Origin of the sequence: Streptomyces sp. NBC_01750 (genome assembly GCF_035918095.1) — a bacterium.
In the GTDB taxonomy this organism is placed as follows: Bacteria; Actinomycetota; Actinomycetes; order Streptomycetales; family Streptomycetaceae; genus Streptomyces.
Genome location: NZ_CP109137.1, coordinates 4,132,346 through 4,157,114, shown reverse-complemented (window position 1 = coordinate 4,157,114; position 24,769 = coordinate 4,132,346). Strand labels below are relative to the sequence as shown.

Sequence of the window (24,769 nt, the reverse complement as noted above, 5' to 3'; positions counted from 1 at the left end):
GGGCTCCTGTGTGCGACGCGTACGTCAGAGGTTGACGCCGAAGTCGCGGGCGATGCCCTCGAGGCCAGAGGCGTAACCCTGGCCCACTGCGCGGAACTTCCACTCCGCGCCATTGCGGTACAGCTCGCCGAAGACCATCGCGGTCTCGGTGGCGGCGTCCTCGCTCAGGTCGTAGCGGGCGAGCTCGGCGCCGCCGGCCTGGTTGACGATACGGATGTAGGCGTTGCGCACCTGGCCGAAGTTCTGGCTGCGGCTGACGGCGTCGTAGATCGAGACCGGGAAGACGATCTTGTCGACGTCGGCGGGCAGACCCGCCAGGTTGACGTTGATCTGCTCGTCGTCGCCGCCGCCCTCGCCGGTGCGGTTGTCACCGGTGTGGACGATGGTCTGGTCCGGCGTGGCCTTGTTGTTGAAGAAGACGAAGTGCGCGTCGGAGGTCACCTTGCCGCCGGGGTTCACACCGATCGCCGAGGCGTCGAGGTCGAAGTCGGTGCCGGTGGTGGTGCGGACGTCCCAGCCGAGGCCGACCGTGACGGCGGTCAGGCCCGGTGCCTCCTTGGTGAGCGAGACGTTGCCGCCCTTGGACAGGCTTACTGCCATTGGGATGTCCCCTTCGTGGTCGAGTGTGCGGGCTTCGAGTGCTCCCGAAGCTACCGTCACACCTCATAACGCAGGCAGGGGACTGCCAGGTTCCACCCGCCTTTGCTTTCTTTGCCCGCGCTGTCCGGTGGAAAAGAGGGTGACGTGAAAGGCCGCGCACGCGACCATGGACGTATGTCCGGGACCCAGCCCCAGAGGGGGTCCGGGGGGCGTCCCCCGGGTAAACACAGCATCCGCGGTTCGGTCTTCCTGCCGGAGGCCGAGCTCATGTGGCGTTTCTCGAGATCGTCGGGGCCCGGCGGTCAGCACGTCAACACCAGCGACTCGCAGGTGGAGCTCCGTTTCGACCTCGCCAGGACCGAGGCACTGCCGCCGGTGTGGAAGGAGCGCGCGCTGGAGCGGCTCGCAGGCCGGCTGGTCGGCGGGGTGATCGCCGTACGTGCCTCGGAGCACCGCTCGCAGTGGCGCAACCGCGAGACGGCAGCGGTCCGCCTCGCGTCGCTGCTCGCGGAGGCGACTGCGCCTCCGCCGCGGCCTCGTCGCGCGACGAGGATTCCCCGCGGTATCAACGAGCGGCGGCTGCGGGAGAAGAAGCAGCGCGCGGAGACGAAGCGCGGGCGCACGGGCCGGGACTGGTAGCGCGCCCTCTTGCCGGGGCTCCGCCCCGGACCCGGCACCTCAATCGCCGGCGGGGCTTGTCGTCACGGCTCCGCGGCGGACCTGACGCCTCCATCGGGGTCGCTCAACCCAACTGGCGGTAGCGGCCCTTGAAGTACGTCAGCGGGCCGCCGTCCGCGCTCTCCAGGCCGGCCTTCAGTACCCGCCCGATCACCAGCGTGTGGTCGCCCGCCTCGATCCGCTGCTCCGTACGGCACTCCAGCGTCGCGAGCGCGCCCCGCACCAGCAGCGACCCGCACACCTCGCCCCTCGTGTAGGGGATGTCCTCGAACAGCAGCCGGTCGCTGACCCGCCCCTTCATCGCGAAGCGCCCGGCGATGTGCCGCTGGCTCTCCGAGAGCACCGAGACGCCCCACAGCGGCTGTTCCGCCAGCAGGTCGTCCATGCGGGAGCCGTTGCGCAGACTCACCATCACCAGCGGCGGGTCCAGGGACACCGACATGAAGGCCGTCGCGGTCATGCCGACGTCCTCTCCGTGCGGGCCGTAGTCGGCGTCGTGCGCGGTCACCAGCACCACGCCGGCGGCCAGCCGGGACATGGCTGCGCGGAACTCCTCGTTACTCACCCCCTCAGCATGGGGGATGGCAACAGCGGCGGTAGCGGGGGTCGTCTGCAACACAGGAGGAACGCTAGTGTCGGCCGTCCGCAAGCCGCATCGGGCCAGGGGACCAGCCGAGTCCTAGGACCAGTGCACCGGATTTGCGTTCAAGAAAGCGATGGAGCGCTCCCACTCGACGTGCGCAACCCTTCATCATCTGATGTGACTTGAGTCACAGAGTGCACTATTTGTTGACCCTGTGTACCGAGTGGACAGCTCGCTGTGATTCAGTGGCCGTGATACCCGCAACAAGAACGCTGATGAGAACCCTGGAGTTTGCTGTCGAGGTCTCGGGGAGAGCGAGCAATGGAGACCGAGTCGGAGCCCTACGTCCGTCTTGCGACCCTGCGGCAGCTGCATCAGGTGGTCGCGGACCTCAACACGGCCCGGAGCTTGGCCGACACTCTGCAGACCGTCGCCGACGGCATCGTCGCAGGACTCGGCTACGAGCTGGCCTGCGTCAATCTCGTACGTCCCGACGGTGATCTCGTCGTCGCCGCGTTCGCCGGCAGTGCCGCCGCGGAAGCCCTGATCACCGGTCGGGTCGGCTCCCGCCCCTCCTGGGAACGCCGGCTCTCCATGGGCGAGGCCTGGGGCGAGCTGCGTTTCATACCGCACACCGAGGGCTGGGTCCTCATCGAGGACGACGTACCGCAGTGGCACACCGAGGGCCCCGATCCCCGCTTCGAGGACGAGTGGCACCCGCAGGACCGTCTCTACGCCCCCATGTACGCGTCGGGCGGCGGCCGTGAACTCCTCGGCGTCATATCCGTCGACCGGCCGCGCAATGGCCGCAGGCCAGGACCCTGGGGCCAGGAAGCGCTCCAGATGTACGCCTCTCAGGCGGCTATTGCGATCAGCAACGCCCGGCTGCGAGCAAATATGCAGCGCGCCCTGGTCCGCCTCGAGCGCGAGCAGCAGGCCCTGCGCGCCAGCGAGGAGTCCTTCCGGCAGGCCTTCGAGTACGCGCCCAGTGGTATGGCCATAGCCGAGATGGGCGGCGACCAGCACGGCCGGCTGCTGCGCACCAACGACGCGCTGTGCCGACTGCTCGGCCGTCCCGCCTCCGCGATGCGCCGGTACTCCTTCGCCGATCTCGTCCACCCCGAGGACGTCGGCACTCTGCTGCGTACGTCCGCCGAGGGCGGCCGTGCCGAGCTGCGTCTCGGCAGACGGGACGGGACGTACGTCTGGGTCTCGCTGCGCAACTCCGTCGTCGCGGACACCGCCGACGGTCCGCGTTTTCTGCTGACGCATGTCGAGGACATCGAGGAGCGCAAGCGTCACGAGCTGCAGCTCGCCCACCGCGCCTCGCACGACTCGCTCACCGGTCTGCCCAACAGTGCCGAGCTGCGGGCCCGGCTCAGCTCCCGGCTGTGCGAGCGGCCGTACGCGGAGCGGGAGACGGCCATCGAGGCCCTGGACGCCGCGTACGACACCAGGGACGCCGGTGACGGGGAGCACCTTTTCCGCAGCGAGGGCTTCGACATCGAGTCGGTCGGCGGCCCGTACAACCACCATGTGCACTCCGTCGCACCCGACGGAGAGAGCGACGACGGGACGAAGGGGCTCGCGGTCCTCTTCTGCGACCTGGACGGTTTCAAGTCGATCAACGACCGCTTCGGGCACCAGACGGGCGACGCCGTGCTGGTCGAGGTGGCGCGCCGGCTGACCACGGGCGTACGGGACGGGGACACGGTGGCCCGGCTCGGCGGTGACGAGTTCGTCGTCCTCGCCGACGGCCTGGGCGCGGCCGATGCCGCCGACCTGGCCGTACGCCTGCGGAACGCGATCATCCTGCCGATCCGGGTCGGCGGCCGCGGGGTCCGCGTCGGGGCCAGCTTCGGCATCGGTTGGGCGAGCTGCGGGATGTCCGTCGAGGAGGTTCTGCGCTCCGCCGACCAGCGGATGTACATCGAGAAGCGATCGCGCGCGAAGGTGCACCGGCGGGCGGGCTGAGTCCGACGCCACCCTTTTGGTACCTCCGAACCGGGTAGGCTCGCCCGCGTCGGCGATGTGCTGACGACATGGTGAGGAGTGACTGGGAGATGACGGCCGCGAACAACGGCGCGAGCACGCCCGAGGACGACGATCCGTTCGGCTATCTGTACGAGGACGGACGGGCAGCAGGCGCGACACCGCCCGGCCAGGGCCGCGGCTACGGCTATCCGGGTCCCGCCGCGCAGCCCGGTGTCCCCAGAACCTCGTACAACCAGGTACGCACTGTCGGCGAGCGCCAGTACGGCCAGCAGGTCCCGCAGCAGCATGCGTACGGCCAGCAGCAGGGGTACGCCCAGGGCCAGCCGACCGCGCAGTACGCGGCGCCCGAGACCTACCCCGGCGGCGCTCCCACCCGACAGGTTCCGCCGCAGGGCAACGGCAGCGGCCACGGCGGCCATGGCGGCGGCCGTAGTGGCGGTCCCAACACCAAGGGCCTGCTGATCGGCGCGATCGCGGTGGTCGCGGTGGTCGTGATCGGCATCGGCGCGGCGCTCCTGACGGGAGGCGGCCAGGACGACAAGGCGGGTGGCTCGCAGGCCGGCAACGGCGGTGCGACGGCGGGCGAGTCCGTGAAGCCGAGCGACGAGCCGTCGGCGTCGGACAAGCCGGCGGAGCTGCCGAAGCAGGACGCGGCCACGCTGCAGCTCGGTGCACCGGCCGTGCTGGCGAAGGATGTCAAGGGCGCGCAGGGCGCCGACGGCGCGTACGTCACCGGCTTCAACGCGGTGGGCGCCTCGGTCACCTGGAAGGCGAGCGTCTCCGACACCAAGGAGTACCGCCTGTATGTGAGGTACGCCATCCCGGCACAGGACGCCAACGCCACCCTGACCGTCAACGGCAAGGCGAACAGCAACCCGTTGGGCCTGAAGAACTTCATCAAGTCCTCCGACCCGAACCCGGAGAAGAACTGGCAGACCACATGGGCGCCGGTCAATCTCCAGAAGGGCGAGAACGAGATCAAGATCTCATGTGAGGCGGGCAACCAGTGCAACGCCCTCCTCGACTGGCTCCAGGTCAGCGACGGGGAGCTCTGAGACCCGTACACCGGTCCCGGGACGTCAGATGAGCCCCAGGAAGCCCGCCACCGTCCCGGCCATCGCATCGCGAGCCGGGACGAGGTATTTCCGGGGGTCGACGGTCTTCGGGTTTGCCTCCAGGAACGTCCGTACCGCGCCCGTGAACGCAGTGTTCAGTGCCGTGCCGACGTTGATCTTGGTCATGCCGGAGGCGATCGCCTCGCGGATTTCCGCGTCGGGCACGCCGGACGAGCCGTGCAGGACCAGCGGCACCGGCACCGCGTCCCTCAGCCGGCCGATCAGGGCGTGGTCCAGGGCCGCCGTGCGCTCGGTCATCGCATGCGAGGAGCCGACCGCGACGGCCAGCGCGTCCACGCCCGTGCCGGCGATGTAGGCCGCCGCCTCGGCCGGGTCCGTGCGGACGCCCGGGGCATGGGCGTCGAGCGGGGTCTCGCCCTCCTTTCCGCCGACCTTGCCCAGTTCCGCCTCGATCCAGATGCCGCGCTCGTGGCCCCAGCACACCGCGTGCGCGGTGGCTTTGACGTTCTCGTCGTACGGCAGCTTCGAGGCGTCGAACATCACCGAGCCGAACCCCTCGTCATGGGCTGCGTACAGCAGCTCCACGGAGACCACATGGTCGAGGTGGAGGGCGAGCGGTGCCGAGGATGCGCGGGCGACGGCCGATGCGGAGGCGGCGATGGCGGAGAGCGACCCGCCGTGGAACTTCACGGCGTTCTCGGAAATCTGCAGGATCGCGGGCGCGCCGGCCTGCTCGGCGCCGGCGGCGATCGCCTCCGCGTGCTCCAGGGTGATGACGTTGAACGCGGCGACACCACGGCCCTCGGCCACCGCGGCCGAGACGAGGTCACCGGTGCTGACGAGTGGCATGGTGCCCTCCGATTCCTGGGCTGCTGGGCCCGTTTGTGCGGTTGCTCCGGGCCCTCACGCCGCGGCCGCGCGCTCGGTCACCGCTATGCGCGGCAGCAGATCCTCGTACGCCCCGGCGTCGAACTCACCCGCCGCCGGGGCCAGTACGGTCGCCGCCGACAGGGCCACGGCCCGGGACAGCCGGTCCGGCCAAGCGAGTTGTTCCACGAGACCGGAGAGCAGCCCGGCCACCGCCGAATCGCCCGCGCCCGTCGGGTTGCCCTTCAGGGGTGCCGGCGGGATCGCCTGCCAGACGCCGTCAGGAGTGGCCGCCAGCACGCCGTCCGCGCCGAGCGAGGCGACCACCGTGTGCGCGCCTCGGCGGCGGGCGTCGCGGGTGGCGCGCAGCGGCTCGCGGGATCCGGTGAGTTTCGCGAGCTCGTCCGCGTTGGGTTTGACGAGGTCGGGACGGGCGGCGATGCCGCGGCGCAGTGGCTCGCCGCTGGTGTCGAGGAGGACGGGGACGCCCGCGCCGCGGGCGCGGCGGATCAGTTCGGCGTATGCGCCGACGTGGATGCCGGGCGGCAGGCTGCCGCACAGTGCGACGGCTTCGGCGTCCCGCAGGTGGGAGGCGTAGGAGGAGAGAAACACGGCCCACTCCTCGGCGGTCACCGCCGGTCCCGGCTCGTTGAGCTGGGTCGTGTCGCCGGCGTCGTCCACGACGGCGATGGTGCGGCGCGTGGTTCCGGCGGTCGGGACGAGCGCGTCATGCGGTGCGAGTGGCGCCAGCAGCTCGCGCAGTACGGCTCCGGTGGGGCCACCCGCGAAGCCCGTGACCACCGTCTCGTGGCCCAGTGCGGCGAGCACGCGGGCGACGTTGAGCCCCTTGCCGCCCGGGCGTTCGCGGACCTCACTGACGGGGTGGCTGGCGTGCCGGGTCAGCGCGCCCACCCTGTAGGTGATGTCCAGAGCGGTGTTGAGTGTGACCGTCAGGATCACCCGTAACACCCCCCGGAGAATGCGCGTGCCATGCTCGTACGGGCCCTGATCATGCCAAACGGAAGACGGTTGGCCCAGACCCCCGAGCCAACCACCTTGCCGTAACTTGCGCAGAAATCACCCAACTTGGGGCTCAACCAGCCATTCGCCCCTGCGCATGACCCCCCTGAGTGTGAACTCCGCGTCGAGGACCACCAGGTCGGCGTCCTTGCCGGGCTCCAGCGAGCCGACCGTGTCGTACGCGCCGAGCAGCTTCGCGGGATTGGCCGAGATGGCTCGGACGATGTCCGGCACCGGCAGCCTGTCGATCGTGGCCGCGCGTTTGAAGGCGGTGTCCAGAGTGAGTGTGGAGCCGGCGATCGAGCCGCCATCGACCAGCCGGGCGACCCCGTCCAGGACGTCGACGGCGAGCGGGCCGAGCTGGTAGCGGCCGTCGCCGAAGCCCGCCGCGTCCATCGCGTCCGTGATGAAGGCGACCCGGTCCGCGCCGGCGCGGTGGAAGGCGAGCTCCAGAGCGGCGGGGTGCAGATGCGTGCCGTCGTTGATCAGCTCGATGGTGATCCGCTCGTCCTCGAGGAGCGCGGCGATGGGGCCCGGTGCGCGGTGGCCGAGCGGGGGCATGGCGTTGAAGAGGTGGGTTGCCACGGTCGCGCCCGCTTCGACGGCCTCGACGGTCTGCTCGTACGTCGCGTCCGTGTGCCCGATCGCGGCGATCACGCCGTGCTCGGCGAGCAGGCGTACGGAGTCGATACCGCCGGGCAGCTCGGTGGCGAGGGTGACCATCTTCGCCGTACCGCGCGCGGCGTCGATCAGCTTGCGCACCTCGGCCGGGTCGGGGTCGCGCAGCAGCGCCTCACTGTGCGCGCCCTTGCGGCACGGCGAGATGAACGGGCCCTCGAAGTGGATGCCGGCCAGGTCGCCCTGTTCGACGAGCTCGGAGAGGAAGCCGGCCCGGTGGGCGAGGAAGTCCATCTCGCCGGTGACAGTGGAGGCGACGAGTGTGGTCGTGCCGTGCTCGCGGTGGGTCCGTACGCCTTTCAGCACGTCCTCGGCGCTGCCGGAGGTGAACGAGGCTCCGCCGCCGCCGTGGTTGTGGATGTCGACGAATCCGGGGACGACCCAGTGGCCGGAGAGATCGCGGGTGTGCGCGTCCGCCGGCGCGGCGCCGGCGATCTTCGTGCCGGCGACGACGAGCCGTCCATTTTCGACGATCCCGGTCGGCAGCACCACCCGGGCGCCGGTGAGAACTGTGCTTTCGGCGCTTGCGGCCATTAGGCGGATACCTCCGAGTCGGTGGCGAGCAGATCCCAGGCGAGCAGTCCCGCGCCCAGGCATCCGGCGGTGTCCCCGAGGGCTGCCGGGACGATGGCGGGCAGCTTCTGGAACGTGACGCGCTCCTCGACCGCGGCCCGCAGTGGTGTGAACAAGGTTTCCCCCGCCTCGGCGAGACCGCCACCGATGATCAGCGTGCGGGGATCCAGCAGGGTGATCGCGGTGACAAGGCCGGCGGCGAGCGCGTCGACGGCGTCCCACCAGACCCGTGCGGCCCGTTCGTCGCCGGACTCGACGGCCTTCGCGCAGTCGGCGGCGTCCGCGTCCGGGTCGCCGGACGCGGCGGCCCAGGCCCTGGTCACCGCGGAGGCGGAGGCCAGCGTCTCGAGGCAGCCGCGCTGGCCGCAGCCGCAGTCGGGGCCTTCGGGGCGTACGACGATATGGCCGATCTCGCCCGCGTATCCGTGGGCGCCGGCCTCGATGGATCCCGCGATGCCGATCGCTCCGGCGATCCCGGTGCCGAGCGGCACGAACAGGAACCGGTCGGCGCCCTTGCCGGCCCCGATCCGGCCCTCGGCAAGGCCGCCGGTCCTGACGTCGTGGCCGAGCGCGACCGGTACGCCGCCAAGGCGGCCGGCGAGCAGGGCGCGCATGGGAACGTCGCGCCAGCCGAGGTTGGCGGCGTAGACGGCGATGCCGCGGCCGGCGTCGACGATGCCGGGCACGGCGACGCCGGCCGCGACGGCGCTCTCGCCGAGGTGCTCGGCGCCGTACGCGCGCAGTTCCTGGGCGAAGCCCAGGATGGTCTCGACGACCGCGTCGGGCCCGCGTTCGCGCCCGGTCGCGCGACGGGCCTCGTACAGCAGCGTCCCGTCCACCCCGACCAGGGCGGCCTTCATCCCGGTGCCGCCCACATCGAGGGCGATGACGTGTCTCACCCGGACAGTCTGTCGCGTACACCCAAGAAAGGTCTAGTCCACTACGCCAGATTGTTGCGCGGTCATACAAACGGCGGGAAAATCCAGCCCGTCCGGCGATTGAGGACATGCGGCCGAAGGTCGCATACGGGGTCTGGGGCGAAGCCCCCCACGCGGCGGAGCCGCACATCGGCACAGCAGGAAGGGGCGGGTAGGGGAACAGGTCCGCCGCAGGCCAGGCGCACCCGCACCACGCGGACCCGTCAGGCCAGAATCACGCTGCGCGACAGGTTCCGCGGGCGGTCCGGGTCGTAGCCCTTCGACTCGGCCAGCGTCACCGCGAGGCGCTGCGCACGGATCAGGTCCGCCAGCGGGTCCGCCTCCTGGCGGGCCACCAGCGTGCCGCCCACCCGGGCCACGTCCACCGACAGGCCCTCCGGCAGCGCGCCGAAGACCCATGCCACCCGGCCGGGGCCGGTGATCGCGATCGGACCGTGGCGATACTCCATCGCCGGGTACGACTCCGTCCACGCGCCCGCCGCCTCGCGCATCTTCAGGCCCGCCTCGAGCGCCAGCCCGTACGTCCAGCCACGGCCCAGGAATGTCCACTGCTCCGCGCCCACCACCACCTCCGCCAGCGGCTCGGTGATCGCGAGCTCCGCGTCGACCGCCGCCTCGGAGACCGGCTTCACGCCCGGGATGTCGCCGAGCCCCGCCCGCAGGAACGCCAGCGCGGTCGTGGCGAACCGGGTCTGGACGACCGATTCCTCGTCCGCCCAGTCCAGTACCGCCACCGCGTCCGCCGCCTCCATCACGGGCGTCTTCGGGTCCGCGGTCAGAGCCAGCGTCGGCACCGAGCCCTTCAGTGCGTGCAGCAGGTCGAGCACCTCGGTCGTGGTGCCGGAGCGGGTGATCGCGACGACACGGTCGTAGGACCGGCCGGCCGGGAACTCGGAGGAGGCGAACGCGTCCGTCTCGCCCTGTCCCGCCGCCTCCCGCAGTGCGGCGTAGGCGATCGCCATGAACCACGACGTCCCGCACCCGGTGACGGCGACACGTTCCCCCGGCGCCGGAAGGCCCTCGAAGGAGGCGGCGGCCTCGGCCGCTCGTCGCCAGCAGGCGGGCTGGGTGGCAATCTCTGCTGCGGTACGGGACATGCGGCAAGGCTCCTAGCGACGTACGCGTAACTCGGGACCGGCACCGACCATTTCGTGCCGTGACGTGCTTAGCAGGCCGTGGCGTACCCGGGCAATGCCCCTCAGCCATGAGCCAGACGTTGCAGAAGTGATATCCATTGGAGTAGACCTCATCCCCCGTATGGGGGAAAATCGCTGCTCATCTCAGAAGACGTCGCGGGGGAGCCGTCTGGGACAAGACGGGCAACCAACGGCAGAGGGTGGGGGAAGAGCTGTGCAGCAGCGCTTCTTGGGTCTGGCCGCGGCAGTCGCCGCACTGGGTATGACGGTGACGCTCGCGGGCTGTGGCAGCTCCAGCGGTTCCGGAGACGTGACGCTCAAGCTGGTCGCGGCTGACTACGACGTGGCCGGCGGCCAGAGCAGCAAGAAGTACTGGGCGGACCTCGCCGCCGCGTTCGAGTCCAAGAACCCCGGCATCAGGATCGACGTCCAGATCGAATCCTGGAACGACGTCGACCGCAAGGTCGCCGAGATGGTCAAGGCCGGAAAGGCCCCCGACGTCGCGCAGATCGGCGCGTACGCCGACTACGCCGCCGCCGACAAGCTCTACAGCGCCGACCAGTTGCTCTCCGTACCCGTGCAGTCCAACTTCCTCCGCCCGCTCGTCGACGCCGGTGAGCACAAGCATGTCCAGTACGGTCTGCCGTTCGTCGCCTCCACCCGGCTGCTCTTCTTCAACAAGAAGCTCTTCGAGGAGGCCGGCATCAGGGAGGACCCGAAGACCTGGGACGACCTCAGGGCCGACGCGGTCAAGCTGAAGGCCAACACGGACGCGAAGTACCCCTTCGCGCTGCCGCTCGGTCCGGAAGAGGCCCAGGCCGAGACCATGATGTGGCTGCTCAGCGGCGGCGACGGCTACACCGACACGGTCGGCAATTACGCGATCGACTCCCCGCAGAACGTCAGCACCTTCACCTGGCTGAAGGACAACCTGGTCGACAAGAAGCTCACCGGCCCGGTCGCGCCCTCCAAGCTGAACCGCAAGGAGGCGTTCGCCGCCTTCACCCGCGGTGAGGTCGGCATGCTCAACGGCCACCCCTCGCTGATGCAGGCCGCCGAGAAGGCGGGCATCGATGTCGGCAAGGTGGCGCTGCCCGGCAGGAACGGCAAGGCCAAATCGGCGATGGGCGTCGCCGACTGGATCATGGGCTTCAAGCAGAACGGCCACCGGGACGAGGTCGGCAAGTTCCTGGACTTCGTCTTCAGCGACAAGAACGTCCTCGACTTCGCCGGCCAGAACGGCCTGCTGCCCGCGACGGTCACCGCGTCCGAGGCTATGGAGAAGGACCCGAAGCACCTGGCGCTGAGGGAATTCCTCCAGGAGCTCCCCACCTCGGTGCTTCCGCCGGTCGGCAAGACGTCATGGGCCGCGGTCAGCGAGAACATCAAGGGGAACATCGGCAAGGCCGTCGAGCCGGGCGGCAGACCGGCGACCGTCCTCGGCCGGATAGGGCGCGCGGCCACCGCGGCGGAGAGGGCCGAGTAGCCGAAGGGTCCCGGCACCGACCACCGGCCACCCAGCCACTCGGCAATGCGCGGTAGCCGGGCAGCGGGCCTCGTCGCACGGATAGGTTGGATCGTATGACCGACGACGAGGCTCTCTCCGAGCGGGACCGTGCGGTACTGGCCATGGAGCACCAGTCCTGGCCGGGCCCCGGCGCGAAGGAGCGGGCGATCCGCGAGCGGCTCGGCATCTCCCCGGTCCGCTACTACCAGCTCCTCAACGCTCTTCTCGACGACGAGCGCGCCCTGGCACACGACCCCGTGACCGTGAACCGTTTGCGCCGCGTCAGAGACGCCCGGCGAAGTCGCCGATAGGGTCGGTGGCATGGGCGACACTCCGCACGCGCACCCCTTGCCGACGCCGTCGACGCCTGCCGGCCGGGAGGGTCTGGCCGCGATCCTGGCCAGGCCGGAGAGGGCCGTCATCGCTCTGGACTTCGACGGCACCCTCGCCGAGATCGTGCCCGACCCCGAGCAGGCCAGGGCGCACCCGGGCGCGGTCCCCGCGCTCGCCGCCCTCGCCCCGCGGGTGCTGTCCGTCGCCGTGATCACCGGCCGCCCCGCAGGTGTCGCCGTGCGGCACGGCGGCTTCGCCGGGGTTCCCGGCCTCGACCATCTCGTCGTCCTCGGTCACTACGGCGCCGAGCGCTGGGACGCCGTCAGCGGCACCGTCCGCACGCCCGCCCCGCACCCCGGCGTCGCGGCCGCCCGCGCCGAGCTCCCCGGGCTGCTCGAAAGTGTCGGCGCCTGGCAGGGCACCTGGATCGAGGAGAAGGGCCAGGCGGTCGCCGTGCACACCCGCCGTGCGACCGATCCGCAGGCGGCCTTCGAGGCACTGCGCGGACCGCTGACCCAGCTCGCCACCCGCCACGGTCTGATCGTGGAGCCGGGCCGTATGGTCCTGGAGCTGCGCCCGCCCGGCGTGGACAAGGGCGTGGCGCTTGCGGAGTACGTACGCGAAGTGGACGCCGGTTCCGTGCTCTACGCCGGCGACGACCTCGGCGATCTGCCGGCCTTCGCCGCGGTGGAGAAGCTCCGCTCGGACGGCGTCCCCGGGCTGCTGGTGTGCAGCGGCAGCACGGAGGTCACGGAGCTCGCGGAACGGGCCGATCTGCTGCTGCCGGGCCCGGCGGCGGTGGTCGGGTTCCTGTCAGACCTCGCGCAGTGCCTGTAGCTGGTCCAGGAACCACTTCTGCGGCGGCAGCGCGGTCGCCGCTGCGGCCAGCCGCTCGGTGCGCCGGAGCCGCTCGTCGTCCGGCATCGTCAGCGCCTCGTGGAGCGCGTCGGCGGTACCGGTCACGTCGTACGGGTTCACCACCACCGCGTCCTCACCCAGATCCTCGTACGCCCCCGCCTCCCGGGACAGCACCAGCGCGCAGCCGTTGTCCGAGACGACCGGGATCTCCTTGGCGACGAGGTTCATGCCGTCCCGGATCGGGTTGACCAGGGCCACATCGGCCAGCCGGTACGCGGCCAGGGAGCGTGCGAAGTCGTCTTTCACATGGAGGACGACCGGGGTCCATGTCGGCGTCCCGTAGTCGGAGTTGATCCCATCGGCGAGGCGCTGGACCTCCGCCGTGTAATCGCGGTACACCGCCAGGTCCTGCCGGGACGGGTAGGCGAAGGCGACATGGACGACCCGCTCACGCCACTCGGGCCGGGACGCCAGCAGCTGCCGGTAGGCGAGCAGGCCGCGCACGATGTTCTTGGACAACTCGGTGCGGTCCACCCGGACGATCGTCTTCCGGGGCGCCGACGGGGTGCCGCCGATCTCTTCGCGCAGCGCCACCAGCCGCTCCGCCACATCCGGCCGGTGCGCACGCTCCCGCAGGAAGTCCGCATCCGCGCCGAGCCCGTGCACCCCGATCCGGGTGCCCGCCAGGGAGTCAGGGCCCAGCAGCTCCGTACAGCACGCCGTGAACGCGTCCGCCCACCGCCGGGTCAGAAAACAGGTCCGGTCCGCGCCGAGCAGACCGCGCAACAGCTGCTCGCCGATGTCGTCGGGCAGCATCCGGAAGTAGTCGACGGGCGCCCACGGCGTGTGCGAGAAGTGCCCGATCCGCAGATCCGGCCGCAGCTCGCGGAGCATGCCGGGCACCAGCGCCAGGTGGTAGTCCTGCACCAGGACCGCCGCACCGGGAGCCGCGTGCGCGGCGAGCGCGTCCGCGAAGGCCCGGTTGTAGGTCTCGTACGAGGCCCACTGGCGGCGGAACTCGGCGTCGAAGACCGGTTCCACCGGCGTCTGGTACAGCAGATGGTGGACGAACCAGAGCACGGAGTTCGCGATGCCGTTGTACGCGTCGGAGTGGACGGCCGGGTCGATGTCGAGCATCAGCACCCCGGCCTCGCCGACCCCGCGCCGTACCGCCTCACGGTCGCCGTCGCCCAGTGCGGCGCACACCCACAGGGCGTCCGCCTCGGAGCCGATGGCGGAGAGACCGGAGACCAGCCCGCCGCCGCCGCGCTTGGCGTCGAGCGAGCCGTCCTCGCGCAGCGTGTACGAGACCGGGCCGCGGTTCGACGCGACGAGGACCTGGGCGGCAGCGTGCTCGGAGACCATGTGGCGAAACCTAGCCCGTCCCACAAACCCTCAAACGTGCGTACGGCCGAGCAGCAGGTCAGCGGGTCGGTGATTCACGTCAGCAGGTCAGTGATCGCGGCGTCCGCGGGTGGCGGCGACGGCGATCACACCGGCCGCGGTCAGGCTCAGCGCCAGACCGCCGAGGAGCCACAGCCGCTCGGAGTCGTGGTCGCCCCGGTGCGCCGGGGCGACGGTGTCGGCCACCGCCTGTCCCTGGAGGACCGCACCGGTCAGAACGGTGGCCATGACCGCCAGGACCCCGAGGAGCCGGGACAGCCTGGCACTGCGGCGCGGAGCGCCCGTACTGCGTCTGAAGCCCATAAGTGGGAAATTTAGACAAATTGTTTGGCCGGCGGTGGTTATGCCGCGCGACGCGCCGCGTACTCACCGATCTCGCGCATCGGCGGCCGCTCCTCCGTGTCCACCGGATACGTACGCGGTTCGAAGCCGTCCTCGCCGCGCTCGAACTGCGTGAGTGCCGGCCGCACCAAGTGGCCCCTGGACAAACGCAGTTGAGCCGTACGGTAGATCGCGGCGGCCATCCGGCCCAGCGCCTGCCCGTCCTGGTGCCGGTGTTTGCGCGAGCCGACGTCCACCTGCGCCAGCGCGTCGAGACCCACCGTGTGCAGCGCGTCCACGAGCAGACCCAGCTCCACTCCGTAACCGACGGGGAAGGGGAGTCGCTCGAGGAGCGAGCGCCGCGCCGCGTACTCACCGCCGAGCGGCTGGACGACCCCGGCCAGCTGCGGCCAGTGCAGATTGAGCAGCGGACGCGCCACCAGCTCGGTGACCCGGCCACCCTGACCTGCCGCATCGCCGAGCGGCCGGTCGTACATCGCCTTGACGAGCTGCACCTCGGGGTCGGTCAGCAGCGGCCCCACGATCCCGGAGACGAAGTCCGCCGAGAAGTCCTTGAGGTCCGCGTCGACGAAGCAGACGATGTCGCCGCTCGTCACCATCAGCGACCGCCACAGCACCTCACCCTTGCCGGGGACCGCCGGTATCCGCGGCAGGATCGCGTCGCGGTGCACCACCCGAGCGCCGGCCGCCGCGGCCACCTCCGCCGTCCGGTCGCCGGAGCCGGAGTCGATGACGACCAGCTCGTCGACGAGCGGCACCTTCTCCATCAGCTCGCGCCGGATCACGGTGACGATCTGGCCGACCGTCGCCTCCTCGTCGAGCGCGGGCAGGACGACACTGACCGTCGTACCGCGCTTGGCGGCCATCAGACGGCCGAGCGGGCGGTCGGCCGCCGACCAGGAGCGCCGGCTCAGCCAGCGCTCCACCTCTTCCAGCACGTTCGTTGCTCCCGGGTTGCCACGCCGCTGCAGCGGCAGGATCATGATCTTCATCTCGCGGTTCGGACGACTATCTCAACCGTCCGGGCCTTCGGTTACAGTCTTGAACAACGCGGATGACCGTCGCATGCCGGGGTCATCACGCTGACAATCGAATACCGCTCATCCAGAGGGGCAGAGGGAACGGCCCGTTGAAGCCCCGGCAACCCTCCCGCCGACCGCGAGGTCACGGTGGGGAAGGTGCCAATTCCGTCTCGTGGCGAAGTCCGTCACGGGGAAGATGAGGAGAAAGGGCCTCGCCACCATGGCTGTTCAGACTGTCGCAAGCACCACTCCCGTGAACCTCGGTCCCGCCGCGGCGCTCTCGTGCCGCGAGTGCGGAGAGCGTTTCGACCTCGGCCCGATCTTCGCCTGTGCGTTGTGTTTCGGGCCGCTCGAAGTCGCGTACGACCTGCCGAGCGGCGACCCGGACGCGCTGAAGAAGCGGATCGAGGCGGGTCCCGACAACATCTGGCGGTACGCCCCGCTGCTGCCCGTCCCCGCGGACGTGGCCGAGAAGCCGAATATCAACCCCGGCTTCACCAAGCTCGTCAAGGCCGACAATCTCGCCCGTGAGCTGGGCGTCACCGGTGGCCTGTTCATCAAGGACGACTCCGGCAACCCGACGCACTCCTTCAAGGACCGTGTCGTCGCGATCGCCGTCGAGGCCGCGCGCGCCTTCGGCTTCACGACTCTTTCCTGCTCCTCCACCGGCAACCTCGCGGGCGCCGTCGGTGCGGCCGCCGCCCGGGCCGGCTTCCGGTCCTGCGTGTTCATCCCGCACGACCTGGAGCAGGGCAAGGTCGTCATGGCCGCGGTGTACGGCGGCGAGCTGGTCGGCATCGAGGGCAACTACGACGACGTCAACCGCTTCTGCTCCGAGCTCATCGGCGATCCGCTGGGCGAGGGCTGGGGCTTTGTCAACGTCAACCTCCGCCCGTACTACGGCGAGGGCTCGAAGACGCTCGCGTACGAGATCTGCGAGCAGCTCGGCTGGCAGCTGCCCGACCAGATCGTGATCCCGATCGCCTCGGGCTCGCAGCTCACCAAGATCGACAAGGGTCTGCAGGAGCTGATCAAGCTCGGTCTGGTCGAGGACAAGCCGTACAAGATCTTCGGTGCCCAGGCGGAGGGCTGCTCACCGGTGTCGACTGCCTTCAAGGCCGGGCACGACGTCGTACGCCCGCAGAAGCCGGACACCATCGCCAAGTCGCTGGCCATCGGCAACCCGGCCGACGGCCCGTACGTGCTGGACATCGCGCGCCGCACGGGTGGCGCGGTGGAGGACGTGACCGACGAGCAGATCGTCGACGCGATCAAGCTGCTGGCCCGTACCGAGGGCATCTTCGCGGAGACCGCGGGTGGCGTGACGGTGGGTGTGACGCGGAAGCTGATCGAGGCGGGTGTGCTCGACCCGGCGCTCACCACGGTGGTCCTCAACACCGGCGACGGGCTCAAGACGCTGGACGCGGTGGCGCCGACCACCGGCCCGACCGCGACGATCCGCCCCAGCCTGGACGCGTTCCGCAACGCCGGCCTGGCCGGCTGACCACCCGGGCTTCCCGAACTCCCGAGACTCCAGGAAGGCACGCACCATGAGCGTCAACGTCCGCATCCCCACCATTCTCCGTACGTACACGGGCGGCCAGGCCGAGGTCCCGGCGGAGGGCGCGACCCTCTCCGAGGTCATCGCCGACCTGGAGAAGAACCACACGGGTATCGCCGCCCGCGTCCTGGACGACCAGGGCAAGCTGCGCCGGTTCGTGAACGTGTACGTGAATGACGACGACGTTCGTTTCGAGCAGGGGCTCGAGACCGTCACGCCGGACGGTGCCGGGGTTTCGATCATTCCCGCCGTCGCCGGCGGCTGAGCTTACCCAGCGTTACAGAATTGCCCCCTCCGCAAGAGAAGCGGAGGGGGCAATTCTCTATGGTTGAGCGCGGTACAGTTGGGGAAGGCCCCTCCGCTGCTTGTGCCGACCGCATATGAGAATGCGCCCGGGCGCGACAAGAAGCAGCCAATGTGTTCCCTCGAATTGCCGCATAGGCGTTATTTGCCGGGCCCGACTTGCCCCGGAATACTTTGAATTCTGGTCAATTATCCGTTCGGTCGTGCTCAGAATTCTCGTCCGACTGACCTGTTGCAGAGGGCAGTTGGGCAGATACATTCAGCCGCGGTCGACGCGTTCCGGCGCACACCCTCTCCTGTCGGAGGGTGGAGGTCTGACCCGGGTCCGCGAAGTGCGGTCCTGCGCAAGGGCCAGTAATAGGGGAGTTAGGCATGGCTCAGGGCACCGTCAAGTGGTTCAACGCGGAGAAGGGGTACGGCTTCATCGCGGTCGACGGTGGTGCGGATGTTTTCGTCCACTACAGCGCGATCCAGATGGACGGGTACCGCACCCTTGAAGAGGGTCAGCGAGTTGAATTCGAGATCTCGCAGGGCCAGAAGGGTCCGCAGGCGGACATGGTCAAGCTCGCCGTCTGATCTCGGCGCGATCGGCCACCGACGCACGCACTCACGCCGAGGGGCCCGCATCCCACCAGGGATGCGGGCCCCTCGTGCGTCTGCTCGCGGTTCGGCCTCGTGCTTCCGCGGGCCGGCCCCGTGCGTTCCCTCGTGCGTCTCCCGCCGTCGGTTCGCGGGCCGGTTCGGGGGGTTTCGATCCGCGAGAGTCGCTTGCACTCTCCTAGGGCGAGTGCTAATCATTGGCGTTAGCACTCTGACAGTGAGAGTGACAACGAGGACCGGGTTGGTGAGGTCCGCAGGCCGGGTGGGGCAAGGAACCACAAGGCAGGCAGACCGTCCGTCGCGGGCGCCAGCGCGGTCCGGAGAATCCACCCCAGTCCGGGAGGACCACTTCACATGGCCAAGATCATCGCGTTCGACGAGGAGGCACGGCGCGGTCTCGAGCGCGGGATGAACCAGCTCGCCGACGCCGTCAAGGTCACCCTTGGCCCCAAGGGCCGTAACGTCGTCCTCGAGAAGAAGTGGGGCGCCCCCACGATCACCAACGATGGTGTATCCATCGCCAAGGAGATCGAGCTCGAGGACCCGTACGAGAAGATCGGCGCCGAGCTGGTCAAGGAAGTCGCCAAGAAGACGGACGACGTCGCCGGTGACGGTACGACCACCGCGACCGTCCTCGCCCAGGCGCTGGTCCGCGAGGGCCTGCGCAACGTGGCCGCCGGCGCCAACCCGATGGCCCTCAAGCGCGGCATCGAGAAGGCCGTCGAGGCCGTCTCCGGTGCGCTGCTCGAGCAGGCCAAGGACGTGGAGACCAAGGAGCAGATCGCTTCTACGGCCTCCATCTCCGCCGCCGACACCCAGATCGGCGAGCTCATCGCCGAGGCTATGGACAAGGTCGGCAAGGAAGGCGTCATCACCGTCGAGGAGTCCCAGACCTTCGGTCTGGAGCTTGAGCTCACCGAAGGTATGCGCTTCGACAAGGGCTACATCTCGGCGTACTTCGCCACCGACATGGAGCGTATGGAGTCGTCGCTCGACGACCCGTACATCCTCATCGTCAACTCGAAGATCAGCTCGGTCAAGGACCTGCTGCCGCTCCTCGAGAAGGTCATGCAGTCCGGCAAGCCGCTGCTGATCATCGCCGAGGACGTCGAGGGCGAGGCCCTGTCGACCCTGGTCGTCAACAAGATCCGTGGCACCTTCAAGTCCGTTGCCGTCAAGGCCCCGGGCTTCGGTGACCGCCGCAAGGCGATGCTGAACGACATCGCCATCCTCACCGGCGGCACGGTCATCTCCGAGGAGGTCGGCCTCAAGCTCGAGAACGCGAGCCTGGACCTGCTCGGCCGCGCCCGCAAGGTCGTTGTCACCAAGGACGAGACGACGATCGTCGACGGTGCCGGTGAGAGCGAGCAGGTTGCCGGTCGCGTCAACCAGATCCGTGCCGAGATCGAGAACTCCGACTCGGACTACGACCGCGAGAAGCTCCAGGAGCGCCTCGCGAAGCTGGCCGGCGGCGTGGCCGTCATCAAGGCCGGCGCCGCGACCGAGGTCGAGCTCAAGGAGCGCAAGCACCGCATCGAGGACGCGGTGCGCAACGCCAAGGCCGCCGTCGAGGAGGGCATCGTCGCCGGTGGTGGCGTGGCTCTGCTCCAGGCGACTTCGGTCTTCGAGAAGCTCGACCTCGAGGGTGACGAGGCGACCGGCGCCAACGCCGTGAAGCTCGCGCTCGAGGCTCCGCTCAAGCAGATCGCCGTCAACGGTGGTCTCGAGGGTGGCGTCGTCGTCGAGAAGGTGCGCAACCTGGCCGTCGGCCACGGTCTGAACGCCGCGACCGGCGAGTACGTCGACATGATCGCCGAGGGCATCATCGACCCCGCGAAGGTGACCCGCTCTGCTCTGCAGAACGCGGCCTCCATCGCGGCGCTGTTCCTCACCACCGAGGCCGTCATCGCCGACAAGCCCGAGAAGGCCGGTGCCCCCGCGGGCGGCGGCATGCCGGGCGGTGACATGGACTTCTGAGCCTCGGCTCAGTAAGCCCGGTTACGACCGAAGGCGGCATCCCTGACAGGGGTGCCGCCTTCGGGCATTTCAGCGTGTGGTCACACGGCGACCTCTCGGCCGCTCAGGTCCCGCAGACGTCAGGCGACGCCGGAGCCCGAGATGGTGATCTTGGCCTTGGTGCGGCCGCTCTGCGATCCGTAGCTCTCGATCTTCTTGACCAGGGCCATGCTGTCCTCGTCGGCGACCTCGCCGAACACGACGTGCTTGCCGTCCAGCCACGGCGTCAGCACGGTGGTGATGAAGAACTGGGAGCCGTTGGTGTTCGGCCCGGCGTTGGCCATCGAGAGCAGGCCCGCCTTGTTGTGCGTGAGCTTGAAGTTCTCGTCGGCGAACTTCTCGCCGTAGATGCTCTTGCCGCCGGTGCCGTCACCGCGGGTGAAGTCGCCGCCCTGCAGCATGAAGTCGGGGATGACCCGGTGGAACGAGGACCCCTCGTACCCGAAGCCTTTCTCGCCGGTGACGAGCGCGCGGAAGTTCTCCGCCGTCTTGGGCACGACGTCGTCGTACAGGTTGAAGTTGATCCGCCCGGCGGGGGCGTCATTGATGGTGATGTCGAAGTAGACCTTGGTCGTCATAGGGCCATCCTGACATCCCCGGCAGGCGGGGGCACGACGGGCGCCCCGGTCCCCGCGTCGGTGGGCGAGCGATGGCATGGGTGTCCGAGTGCCCGAGGTGCCGAACCGGGGGGAGCGGCATGGGCATCTGCCCGGGGAGCTGTCCGGCGGGCAGCGGCAGCGCGAGGCGATCGTGCGTGCGCCCGGCCAAGCGGCCCGCGGTGCTGCTGGCCGACGAACCCACCAGGAATCTCGACGAGTCGATGCGCGACGAGATCATGGATCTGCTGGAGGGGCTGTGGGGGGAGCACACCCTGACGTTCGTGATGGTCACGCACGAGTCGGCGCCGGCGCGCAGGGCTCCTCGGCCGGCCGTCATCAGCAAGGGACGGGTGACGATCAAGGAGCAGGCGGCGGGGGCGGCGCAGGTCGTGCCGGGGCTCCGCCCCGGACCCCGCTCCTCAATCGCCGGAAGGGCGTGATTGTCCGGCGATTGAGGACACGCCCGAAGGGCGCACGGGCATCAGGGCGTGGCCGGCGCGGGTTCCTTCGGTGGGGCGGGGGAGCCCGCGGCCACTGGGGACACGGACTCCTCCGGAGCCACGTTCAGCTCCTCCAGCATCGCGCCGGTGAAGCCGAACCAGTACGTGGCCAGGAAGCCCACGACGTAACCCACCAGCAGGCCGGCCGCGTAGACCCCGATCGTCTCGCCCAGGCCCTTGTTGCCGGCGAGCAGCGGGAACAGCGCCCAGCCCGAGGGGCCGATCGCCGTGGAGCCGACCTTGTCGCCCAGCATGTTGAACAGTCCCACGAAGCCGCCGCCGAACGCGCCGCCGACGCAGGCCGTGACGAACGGGCGGCCCAGCGGGAGCGAGACGCCGTAGATCAGCGGCTCGCCGACGCCCAGAAAGCCCGCCGGGAGCGCGGACCTGATGGTGCTGCGGATCGAGGTGTTGCGGGGCAGCCGGAGGTAGACCGCGGCCGCCGCGCCGACCTGGCCGGCGCCCGCCATCGCGAGGATCGGGAGCAGGACCGTATATCTCTGCTGCTCGATGAGTGTGGTGTGGATCGGGATCAGCGCCTGGTGCAGGCCCAGCATCACCAGAGGCAGGAAGAGACCGCCGAGGACGAAGCCCGCGGCCGCGCCGCCGCCTGCCAGCAGCCAGTTCGCGAAGTCGCCGATCGCGGTGGAGATCTCACCGGCCACGAACATCACGCCGAACAGGGTCACCAGGCCGGCGACGAGGACGGTGAGGGTCGGGGTGACCAGGACGTCCAGGGCCTCCGGCACCCAGCGGCGGCACCACTTCTCCACGTACACCGCGAGCAGCGCCGCGCCGAGCGCGCCCAGGACGCCGCCCTGTCCCGGGGAGAGATGGACACCGAAGGCGGTGATCTTCGCGACGCCGGGGAAGACGATGATCGCGGCGACCGCGCCGCCCAGGATCGGCGTACCGCCGAACTCCTTCGCGGTGTTGTAGCCGACGAAGACCGCGATGAGCGACATGAAGCCGGAGGCCATCGCGGCGAGCGCGGGCACCACGGCCGGGGCCCAGCCGAGGTTGGTCAGCAGGCCGTTGAGTCCGGCGATGATTCCGCAGCCGATGAGGGCCGGGATCAGCGGGACGAAGATGTTCGCGATACGGCGCAGGAAGAGTTTGAAGGGCGTCGAATTCCGCGCCTTCCGGGCCGCCTTGATGGCGGCGCCCCGATCGGCGAGGTCACCGGCGGTCCTGGGGGCCGCTGCCACGAGCGCCTCGAACTCCGGGGTGACCCGGGCGACCGTGCCCGGCCCGAGCACGATCTGGTACGTGTCGTCCTCGACCACGCCCATGACCGCGGGAAGTGCCTTCAGGGCCTCTTCCTGTACGAGGGAGGGGTCGCGCAGACCGAGGCGGAGGCGGGTCATGCAGTGCGCGACGGTGGTGATGTTCCGGGCGCCGCCGACCAGGGGGAGGATGGCGGCGGCGATGGCGCTGTTCTTGTCCGGGGAGCCCGAGGCGTTGGGGGAGGCGGGGGAGTCCGGGGCGTCTGTTGCCATGGTGCGGAGTGCCTTGCTGTGGGGGACGTTCGGTGCCGTGGGGGATGTTCGGTCGGTGGTTACGGGCGGGCGGACTGCAGTGCCGCGCGCAGATGGCCCCTGCTCTCCGTCAGGAGACGCGCGGCGGTGGGGCCGTCGACCGATCCGAGGATGGTGAGGATGGCGTTCTTCACCTCGCCGTCGGTCGCGGCGAGGGCGGCCTCGATCTCCTCGTCCGACGCGCCGGTGGCGAGCGCGACGATCCGGCGCGAGCGGGCGCGCAGCTTCTCGTTGGAGGCGCGGACGTCCACCATCAGATTCCCGTACGTCTTGCCGAGCCGGATCATCGTGATCGTCGAGATCATGTTGAGGACCAGCTTCTGCGCCGTACCGGCCTTCAACCGGGTGGAGCCGGTGAGCAGTTCGGGGCCGACGACCACCTCGATGCCATGGTCGGCGGCCGCGCCGAGTGCGCTGTCCGCGTTGCAGGACAGGCCGATGGTGAGCGCTCCGAGGGATCGCGCGTGCTCGACCGCACCGATCGCGTACGGAGTACGGCCGGAGGCGGAGATCCCGACCACGGTGTCGTCGGCGGTCAGCTTCAGCGCGTCCAGGTCGGCGGCGGCCAGCTCCTTGCTGTCCTCGGCGCCCTCGACCGCCTTGACCATGGCTGACGGGCCGCCCGCGATCAGGCCCAGGACCTCGGCCGGGTCGGTGTTGAAGGTGGGCGGGCACTCGCTCGCGTCCAGTACGCCGAGGCGTCCCGCCGTGCCGGCGCCCGCGTAGACCAGCCGGCCGCCGCGGGACATCCGCCCGGCGGTGTCGTCGATTGCCGCGGCGATCCGCGGCAGCTGAGCGGCGACGGCGGCGGGGACGGTCTCGTCCTCGCCGTTCATGATCCTGGCGATCTCGAGGGTGGGGAGCTGGTCGATGTCGGCGAGCTCGGGCCGGAAAGCCTCGGTGGTGAGGGTGGCCAACTCGGCGCGGAGTTCACCGTAGGAGAAGGTCATGAAGAGCGGCTCTGCTTTCTCGGTCCGTGGGGGGCGGGTTCGGGCCTGCTCGGTGGGGACGAGGTGTTCGGCGGGGACGAGGTGCTCAGCGGGTGCGGGGGCTGTGCCGGTGGGCGAGCGCCTCGTACGAAGCGGCCAGGGCGGGGGCAGCCGTCTCGTACGTGCGCTGCGCCACGCCTATGAACAGGCAGTCCACGACGAGGAGTTGGCTGGTGCGGGACGACATGGCGGCCGGCCGCAGCTCGCTCTCGCGGGCGGTGGAGGTGGTCAGCACATGGTCGGCGTACTGCGATACGGGACCGTCCGGGCGGCCGGTGATCGCGACCGTCGTCGCACCGCGGTCGAAGGCGACGCGCAGCGGCTCGATGACGTCGCCGGTGGAGCCGGAGTGGGTGATGGCGATGGCGACATCGCCGGAGCGCAGCTGCACGGCGTTGGTGACGGCGAGGTGCGGATCGGTGTGGGCGTGCGCGATCAGGCCGATGCGCAGCAGCTTCTGGGCCAGGTCCATGCCGACGAGGGAGGACGCGCCGGCGCCGTAGATGTCTATGCGCCGGGCGGTCGCGGCGGCGGTCACGGCGGCGCCCAGCTGTACGGTGTCGAGCCCCGCGGCCGTGTCGGCGAGGGTCTGCTGCTCGTCGTACGCCAGCTTGGCGACGACATCCGCGATGGGGTCGTCGACGGCGATGTCGGCGGTGACGGCGGGCGCGCGGCCGGACTGCTGGTGGGCGGCGAGCCCGGCGAGGGCGAGCCGCAGGTCGCGGTAGCCGGGATAGCCGAGGAGCCGGGCGGTGCGGACCACAGTGGCCTCGCTGGTGCCCGTGAGCTCGGCGAGGCCGGTGACCGTGAGAGCCGCGCAGCCGGCGGGGTCGTCGGCCACGGCTTCGGCGACGCGCTGCATGGAGCGGGTCATGGACGGCGCGAGGGTCCGGACCTTGGCCGCGAGGGCGGCAGGGGCGGGCGGAGCTTCGACGCTGAAAATTTCCTTCACTGGATTGGTCACCCTTGAAAGATATTTTCGGTGTTTGTTCATCGTCAACCCCCCTTGGTCCGGCGGGGACCGGCGGCCGGGAGCGGACCGCCGGCCGTCAG

The 24,769-nt window shown here is 70.1% G+C and carries 24 protein-coding genes, 1 pseudogene and 1 riboswitch; of the genes and pseudogenes, 11 read left to right on the top strand and 14 right to left on the bottom strand.

All coding sequences use genetic code 11. The features are described from left to right. Positions 1 to 24: 24 nt before the first annotated feature. Entirely contained in the window at positions 25 to 600 is a 576-nt protein-coding gene (locus OG966_RS18530; RefSeq protein ID WP_326650804.1) for a TerD family protein, read from the bottom strand. Between the two features lie 174 nt (positions 601 to 774). Here OG966_RS18530 and arfB point away from each other — a divergent pair, with 174 nt between their 5' ends. Next, positions 775 to 1,239, top strand: coding sequence for an alternative ribosome rescue aminoacyl-tRNA hydrolase ArfB (gene arfB, locus OG966_RS18525; RefSeq protein WP_326650803.1), 465 nt, complete (start codon positions 775 to 777; stop codon positions 1,237 to 1,239). Between the two features lie 103 nt (positions 1,240 to 1,342). Here arfB and OG966_RS18520 read toward each other — a convergent pair whose 3' ends face one another. Beyond that, complete coding sequence (locus tag OG966_RS18520; RefSeq protein ID WP_389181582.1) at positions 1,343 to 1,843, bottom strand: flavin reductase family protein; 501 nt, start codon at positions 1,841 to 1,843, stop codon at positions 1,343 to 1,345. A gap of 339 nt (positions 1,844 to 2,182) precedes the next feature. Here OG966_RS18520 and cdgB point away from each other — a divergent pair, with 339 nt between their 5' ends. After that, positions 2,183 to 3,835, top strand: coding sequence for a diguanylate cyclase CdgB (gene cdgB, locus OG966_RS18515; protein ID WP_326650802.1), 1,653 nt, complete (start codon positions 2,183 to 2,185; stop codon positions 3,833 to 3,835). 89 nt (positions 3,836 to 3,924) lie between these two features. Next, positions 3,925 to 4,911 (top strand): CBM35 domain-containing protein, encoded by a 987-nt coding sequence (locus tag OG966_RS18510; protein ID WP_326650801.1) that lies wholly within the window; start codon positions 3,925 to 3,927, stop codon positions 4,909 to 4,911. A 24-nt stretch (positions 4,912 to 4,935) separates the two neighbouring features. Here OG966_RS18510 and OG966_RS18505 read toward each other — a convergent pair whose 3' ends face one another. The 5 genes from OG966_RS18505 to OG966_RS18485 form a co-directional block, all read right to left on the bottom strand. Then, on the bottom strand, positions 4,936 to 5,781 hold the full coding sequence (locus OG966_RS18505; protein ID WP_326650800.1) for a class II fructose-bisphosphate aldolase: 846 nt from the start codon (positions 5,779 to 5,781) through the stop codon (positions 4,936 to 4,938). A 54-nt stretch (positions 5,782 to 5,835) separates the two neighbouring features. Next, positions 5,836 to 6,759, bottom strand: coding sequence for a 1-phosphofructokinase family hexose kinase (locus OG966_RS18500; RefSeq protein WP_326655275.1), 924 nt, complete (start codon positions 6,757 to 6,759; stop codon positions 5,836 to 5,838). A gap of 117 nt (positions 6,760 to 6,876) precedes the next feature. Next, entirely contained in the window at positions 6,877 to 8,031 is a 1,155-nt protein-coding gene (gene nagA / locus OG966_RS18495; protein WP_326650799.1) for an N-acetylglucosamine-6-phosphate deacetylase, read from the bottom strand. Continuing rightward, positions 8,031 to 8,930 (bottom strand): ROK family protein, encoded by a 900-nt coding sequence (locus OG966_RS18490; RefSeq protein ID WP_406733835.1) that lies wholly within the window; start codon positions 8,928 to 8,930, stop codon positions 8,031 to 8,033. The genes nagA and OG966_RS18490 overlap by 1 nt, the downstream gene beginning before the upstream one ends. Before the next feature lie 281 nt (positions 8,931 to 9,211). Next, entirely contained in the window at positions 9,212 to 10,105 is an 894-nt protein-coding gene (locus OG966_RS18485; protein WP_326650796.1) for an SIS domain-containing protein, read from the bottom strand. A 301-nt stretch (positions 10,106 to 10,406) separates the two neighbouring features. Here OG966_RS18485 and OG966_RS18480 point away from each other — a divergent pair, with 301 nt between their 5' ends. The 3 genes from OG966_RS18480 to otsB all read left to right on the top strand — a co-directional run bounded on the left by OG966_RS18480 (position 10,407) and on the right by otsB (position 12,821). Beyond that, positions 10,407 to 11,630 (top strand): extracellular solute-binding protein, encoded by a 1,224-nt coding sequence (locus OG966_RS18480; RefSeq protein ID WP_326655274.1) that lies wholly within the window; start codon positions 10,407 to 10,409, stop codon positions 11,628 to 11,630. 95 nt (positions 11,631 to 11,725) lie between these two features. After that, positions 11,726 to 11,962 (top strand): DUF3263 domain-containing protein, encoded by a 237-nt coding sequence (locus tag OG966_RS18475; RefSeq protein WP_326650794.1) that lies wholly within the window; start codon positions 11,726 to 11,728, stop codon positions 11,960 to 11,962. Between the two features lie 10 nt (positions 11,963 to 11,972). Then, entirely contained in the window at positions 11,973 to 12,821 is an 849-nt protein-coding gene (gene otsB, locus OG966_RS18470; RefSeq protein ID WP_326650793.1) for a trehalose-phosphatase, read from the top strand. On the opposite strand, the gene OG966_RS18465 is transcribed toward otsB, so the two are convergent. From OG966_RS18465 to OG966_RS18455, 3 genes are all read right to left on the bottom strand, one after another. Continuing rightward, complete coding sequence (locus OG966_RS18465; RefSeq protein WP_326650792.1) at positions 12,798 to 14,207, bottom strand: alpha,alpha-trehalose-phosphate synthase (UDP-forming); 1,410 nt, start codon at positions 14,205 to 14,207, stop codon at positions 12,798 to 12,800. The genes otsB and OG966_RS18465 overlap by 24 nt on opposite strands. Positions 14,208 to 14,294: 87 nt before the next feature. After that, complete coding sequence (locus OG966_RS18460) at positions 14,295 to 14,549, bottom strand: hypothetical protein (RefSeq protein ID WP_326650790.1); 255 nt, start codon at positions 14,547 to 14,549, stop codon at positions 14,295 to 14,297. 38 nt (positions 14,550 to 14,587) lie between these two features. Further along, positions 14,588 to 15,526: a glucosyl-3-phosphoglycerate synthase gene (locus tag OG966_RS18455; RefSeq protein ID WP_326655273.1), complete on the bottom strand. Its 939-nt coding sequence runs from the start codon at positions 15,524 to 15,526 to the stop codon at positions 14,588 to 14,590. 159 nt (positions 15,527 to 15,685) lie between these two features. Beyond that, positions 15,686 to 15,813: riboswitch (SAM riboswitch) on the top strand. 17 nt (positions 15,814 to 15,830) lie between these two features. On the opposite strand from OG966_RS18455, the gene thrC reads away from it, so the two are divergent. The 4 genes from thrC to groL all read left to right on the top strand — a co-directional run bounded on the left by thrC (position 15,831) and on the right by groL (position 20,051). Next, positions 15,831 to 17,114: a threonine synthase gene (thrC, locus tag OG966_RS18450; RefSeq protein WP_326650789.1), complete on the top strand. Its 1,284-nt coding sequence runs from the start codon at positions 15,831 to 15,833 to the stop codon at positions 17,112 to 17,114. Positions 17,115 to 17,160: 46 nt separating this feature from the next. Next, positions 17,161 to 17,436 (top strand): MoaD/ThiS family protein, encoded by a 276-nt coding sequence (locus OG966_RS18445; protein WP_326650788.1) that lies wholly within the window; start codon positions 17,161 to 17,163, stop codon positions 17,434 to 17,436. 410 nt (positions 17,437 to 17,846) lie between these two features. Next, positions 17,847 to 18,050 (top strand): cold-shock protein, encoded by a 204-nt coding sequence (locus OG966_RS18440; RefSeq protein WP_005315736.1) that lies wholly within the window; start codon positions 17,847 to 17,849, stop codon positions 18,048 to 18,050. A 378-nt stretch (positions 18,051 to 18,428) separates the two neighbouring features. Further along, a complete protein-coding gene (groL, locus tag OG966_RS18435) occupies positions 18,429 to 20,051 on the top strand; it encodes a chaperonin GroEL (protein ID WP_326650787.1) in 1,623 nt (540 codons plus the stop codon). Positions 20,052 to 20,170: 119 nt separating this feature from the next. On the opposite strand, the gene OG966_RS18430 is transcribed toward groL, so the two are convergent. After that, on the bottom strand, positions 20,171 to 20,668 hold the full coding sequence (locus OG966_RS18430; protein WP_326650786.1) for a peptidylprolyl isomerase: 498 nt from the start codon (positions 20,666 to 20,668) through the stop codon (positions 20,171 to 20,173). A gap of 109 nt (positions 20,669 to 20,777) precedes the next feature. Here OG966_RS18430 and OG966_RS18425 point away from each other — a divergent pair. Beyond that, a pseudogene (locus OG966_RS18425) lies at positions 20,778 to 21,129 on the top strand (ATP-binding cassette domain-containing protein); the annotation flags it as partial. 41 nt (positions 21,130 to 21,170) lie between these two features. Here OG966_RS18425 and OG966_RS18420 read toward each other — a convergent pair. The 3 genes from OG966_RS18420 to OG966_RS18410 form a co-directional block, all read right to left on the bottom strand. Next, complete coding sequence (locus OG966_RS18420) at positions 21,171 to 22,688, bottom strand: PTS transporter subunit EIIC (RefSeq protein ID WP_326650785.1); 1,518 nt, start codon at positions 22,686 to 22,688, stop codon at positions 21,171 to 21,173. A 59-nt stretch (positions 22,689 to 22,747) separates the two neighbouring features. Further along, positions 22,748 to 23,677: an N-acetylmuramic acid 6-phosphate etherase gene (gene murQ / locus OG966_RS18415; protein WP_326650784.1), complete on the bottom strand. Its 930-nt coding sequence runs from the start codon at positions 23,675 to 23,677 to the stop codon at positions 22,748 to 22,750. An 85-nt stretch (positions 23,678 to 23,762) separates the two neighbouring features. Further along, the gene (locus OG966_RS18410; RefSeq protein WP_326650782.1) at positions 23,763 to 24,680 is read right to left on the bottom strand and encodes a MurR/RpiR family transcriptional regulator; all 918 of its coding nucleotides are present in this window, start codon (positions 24,678 to 24,680) and stop codon (positions 23,763 to 23,765) included. Positions 24,681 to 24,769 lie beyond the last annotated feature (89 nt).